Origin of the sequence: Lysobacter zhanggongensis, assembly GCF_046638635.1 — a bacterium.
In the GTDB taxonomy this organism is placed as follows: Bacteria; Pseudomonadota; Gammaproteobacteria; order Xanthomonadales; family Xanthomonadaceae; genus Novilysobacter; species Novilysobacter luteus.
The window spans coordinates 1-3951 of sequence record NZ_JBJXHK010000130.1 but is presented as its reverse complement, the minus strand read 5'-3'; the positions used below and the strand labels follow the sequence as shown (position 1 = coordinate 3951).

4 protein-coding genes and 2 pseudogenes are annotated in these 3951 nt (G+C 71.7%); all 6 read right to left on the bottom strand.

The annotated features are described in order from the left end of the window. Positions 1-170: 170 nt before the first annotated feature. Positions 171-632: pseudogene (locus tag ACKVMH_RS12935) on the bottom strand (HAD family hydrolase); the annotation flags it as partial. Positions 633-1062: 430 nt separating this feature from the next. After that, positions 1063-2112, bottom strand: a complete 1050-nt coding sequence (locus ACKVMH_RS12930) for an AI-2E family transporter (RefSeq protein WP_251370721.1) — start codon at positions 2110-2112, stop codon at positions 1063-1065. A gap of 119 nt (positions 2113-2231) precedes the next feature. After that, entirely contained in the window at positions 2232-2687 is a 456-nt protein-coding gene (locus ACKVMH_RS12925; RefSeq protein ID WP_215218885.1) for a hypothetical protein, read from the bottom strand. Between the two features lie 54 nt (positions 2688-2741). Continuing rightward, positions 2742-3323: a phage holin family protein gene (locus ACKVMH_RS12920; RefSeq protein ID WP_412700599.1), complete on the bottom strand. Its 582-nt coding sequence runs from the start codon at positions 3321-3323 to the stop codon at positions 2742-2744. A gap of 8 nt (positions 3324-3331) precedes the next feature. After that, entirely contained in the window at positions 3332-3724 is a 393-nt protein-coding gene (locus ACKVMH_RS12915; protein WP_215218883.1) for a hypothetical protein, read from the bottom strand. 31 nt (positions 3725-3755) lie between these two features. Beyond that, positions 3756-3951: pseudogene (locus ACKVMH_RS12910) on the bottom strand (heat-shock protein); the annotation flags it as partial.

The following is a 3951-nucleotide window of genomic DNA, read 5'->3' as shown; positions in this document are numbered from 1 at the left end:
CGGCAGCAGCGCCGCGGTGCCGGGGGCACCATCGAAGCCGTGCGCGTCCAGCCACGCGCCCACCGGTGCCGGCTGGCCCGCACGCCAGTCGGCAAGGCCGGCGCGGTCCACCACGTGCAGCGGCAGGGGGGTGGCATCGGCAGAGGGCGCGGCAAATCCGGCGGGCAGGTTCATGCGGACATCGACTCCGGGTGGCGGGCCGCGTCGAGCCAGTCGGCCAACGCGGTCAGGGTGGTGAATTCAAGGTCGGGGGGCGGCATGCGGCGTGGCCACGTTGCCCCCTCGCGGTTGATCCAGGCGGTGCGCAGGCCGGCGCGTTGCGCACCTTCGATATCGGTGCGAACGTCGTCGCCGACATGCAGCACCACGCCGGGGTCGTGGCCCAGCCGCGCGCAGGCGGCGTGGAAGATGCCCGGATCGGGCTTGCCCGCGCCGTGATCGCCGGCGCCCAGCTGGAAGCGGAACAGGTGCATCAGGCCGATCGTGCGCAGGCAGGCATTGCCGTTGCTGAGCGCCGCCAGCGGCAGCCGTGCGGCCATGCGCTCGAGCGAGGGCACGCTGTCGTCGTAGTGTTCCACCTCGCAGCGAGCGGCGAAGTAGGCGTCGTAGGCGGACGAACCCAGCGCGACATCCTCACCGGCCTCGGCGAGCATCCGCTCGATCATCCAGCGCCGCTGCGCGGTCNGTCGTCGTAGTGTTCCACCTCGCAGCGAGCGGCGAAGTAGGCGTCGTAGGCGGACGAACCCAGCGCGACATCCTCACCGGCCTCGGCGAGCATCCGCTCGATCATCCAGCGCCGCTGCGCGGTCATGTCGTGGGCGCGGTGCGGACGCTCGAGGTCGCACTGCTGCCGCAGCCTGCGCCGCGCCGCCAGCGGCCAGCGCGCGGCCGCCCGCGGGGCATGGCGCTGCAGCCAGGCGTCCAGCGCGTCCTCGGCCCGGTCGATGGCCGGTGCGATGGGCCACACGGTGTCGTCCAGGTCGAGCGTTATCGCGCGTACGGGGAAAAAGTGCACCGCGCCATTCTACGCCGGCGGGCCGTGGCGGTTGGCCATGCCAGGCGCTACTCGAACAGCCGCGCCCAACCCTCCATGCCCTCGATCCGGTCGAACACGATCTTCAGGCAGACCAGCAGCGGCACCGCCAGCAGCAGGCCGATGATTCCCCACAGCCACCCGAACAGCATCAGCGCCAGGATCAGTACCAGCGGCGACAGCCGCATCTGCCGCCCGAGCACGATGGGCGTGATCATCTGGCCTTCGAGGGTGTGCAGGCCGAGGTAGATGCCGGCGGGCAGCAGCGACTCCCACGGATCGTCGAAGGCGACGAAGCCCATCAGCAGCATGATGATGATGCCGATCATCGGGCCCACGTACGGCGCGTAGTTCAGCACCGCCGCCATCGTGCCCCACAGCAGCGCCTCGGCCAGCGGCACGTCGAGCAGGAACAGGATCCCCGCCAGCGCCATGCCGACGGTGAAGTTGATGAAGGTGATGGTCAGCACGTAGCGCGAGATCTCGCGTTCGATCGAATGCAGGATGTCCACCGTCACCCGTTTCTGCTGGCGGGTCGGCAGCAGTGATAACGCGTTGCGCTGCAGGTTCTCGCCGTAAACCATGAAGAAGAACGTCAGCAGGATCACCGCCAGCACCGCGGCGAGCATGCGCGGGGTGGCGGTGAGCTTCTTCAACGGTTCGTTGACCTCGGTGCGCACCACCTGCACCGGTTCCGCCTGGTCGCCATCGGCCGCGCGCGCGATGTCGGCCGCCGCTTCGTTGGCCGCCTGCATCGGCTTGGTCATCTCGCGCAAGCGCGGCGCGAATTCGCGCAGTTCGCGCGGTACCTGGCGCGCCCATTCGGCGGCCGGTTCGATGAGCTGGTTGGCCAGCACCGCAGTGCCCGCCAGCCCGCCCAGAAGCACCAGCAGCGCACCTAGCGCCCGCGGGATGAAGAGGCGCTGCAGGGCGCGGATGATCGGATTGCCGATCAGGGCGAAGAACACCGCCAGCAGGATCGGCAGGATCACCGCCTGCGCCGCCCACATCGTGTAGCCGACCGCCAGCACCACCAGCACGATGAGTGCAGAGGACGCCCGCGGGCGGAGCGGGGACAGCGGTGGATCGGCCTCCGGGTCGTCGTCGCGCGCCGGCGTGGCCGGGGCGGCGGCGGGCGTGTTCGCAGGTTCGGTCGCAGGTTTGGGTAAACCGGCGGGCGGATCGGGTGTCGGCGTGCTCACGGGTCCATCGCCTCGGCGTTGACCTGCCGGGCGGCCTCGGCCTCGCGCTGCAGGCGCGCGTGCGCGAGTTCCTCGCGGGCCGCCTCGCTGGCGACATCCTGGGCCGCGGATTTTGAGGTGGTACCGGGGGCGACCGTCTCGGCGGCCTGTTCCGACGCGTCGGCGGCGTGCTCGGCTTCGGTCGCGGCCTGCCGTGCGCTGGTGCCGGCGAACACGGTGCCCAACATCGACACGATCCGCACCACGCTGCCGCTGCGCGCGGCGCTGCGGATCGGTTCGGCGCGTCCGGCCAGGTACCCGCTGACGAGGCCGGCCAGGACGATGCGGCCGGGCGTCCACATCGCCTTCCAAGAGTCGCGCAGCTGGCGCACGTCGGCGCCGACGCGGCGCTCGTTCGCCTCCATGGCGTTCTCCGCCTGGGTGACCTTGGCGATGAGTTTGTCGAAGCTCATGGCACGCCGCTCCCCGGGTTGTGCGCGTGTGGGTGGTGCGTCCGCGTCGGCCGCTCAGGGCGGAGTGACGTCGATGCCCTGCTTGTCCTTGACCGGCTCCCCGCTACCGTCCTCGGGCGGGCGCCGGCGGGTGGCCTCGCGGGTCGATTCGGGCGAATCGGCGTCGGGGACGAAATCGGCCAGCTCGCCGATGCCCAGGCGGGCCAGCTGGCGGCGCGTGGCCTGCAGCCGGGTGTGGTCGAAGTAGCGCATCGCCAGCCACGAAGCCGCGCCGGCCATCACCAGGCTCAACGCGGCCGGCAGCAGCAGCGCGCCCAGCCACGGCATGCCCAGCCGCGCGCTGAGGAAGACCACGAGCGCACCCATCAGCAGCAGCCAGGCCGATGCGCCGGCGGCGATCGCCACCCCGCTGAGGGCCAGCGTGCGTCCAAGCGCGCTGCGGGCGAGCGAGACGTCGGCCACCACCAACGACCGGAAGGCCTTGGCGGTGTCGACCGATGCGCCGAGGCTGGCGCGCCCGGTGGCGCCGATCTGGCGCAGCGCCTCGAGCAGTTCCGCGGCGGGCTCCGGCGTGTCCGGATCCTGGCGCCCGTTGCCGGCGCCCGGTGCGTGCGCGCTGTCCCCGCGTTGCCGCACGGCGGTGCTTACCGCTCGCCGCGGCCGAGCTTGGAGATGATCCAGCCGGCGGCAAAGGCGGCGCCGAACGCTGCCAGCGGTCGCTCGCGGATCAGTTCGGCGGCGCTGTCGATCATGTCGCGGCCCTTGTCCATGAGCACGTCGGCCTGCTCGCGTGCAGCCAGGCTGGCCTGCTCGGCGGCGGTAAGGCCGGCCAGGGCGCTGTCGGACAGGTCGGCCTTCACGTGCGCCTTGCCCAGCCGCAGTTCGTCGCCCGCCGCACCGGCCGCGCCCTTGAGGGCATCGCCGGCATCGCGCGCGGCGCGCTTGAGGTGGTCGCCGGCTTCGCCGAGGCTGCCTTTGAGGGCGGCGCCGGGCTGTCCGTTGGAAGAGGTGGTCGAGGTCGCGTCGGTCGGGCTCATCTGGGAATCTCCTGGACGTGGGGTGACGCCGTCACTGCATCGGCAGGACTCCCTGCCGATTGCCCCGGACGACGTTCAGGATCAACTGTGCGGGAGGCTGTGTGAAGCCCGCGCGGAAGCCCGCCAGATCATCGAAACCGCCGGCGCTGGCGGCCACCACCACATCGCCCTCGCGCAGGCCGTTGCGGGCCGCACGGCTGCCGCGCGCGACCGACTCCACCAGCACC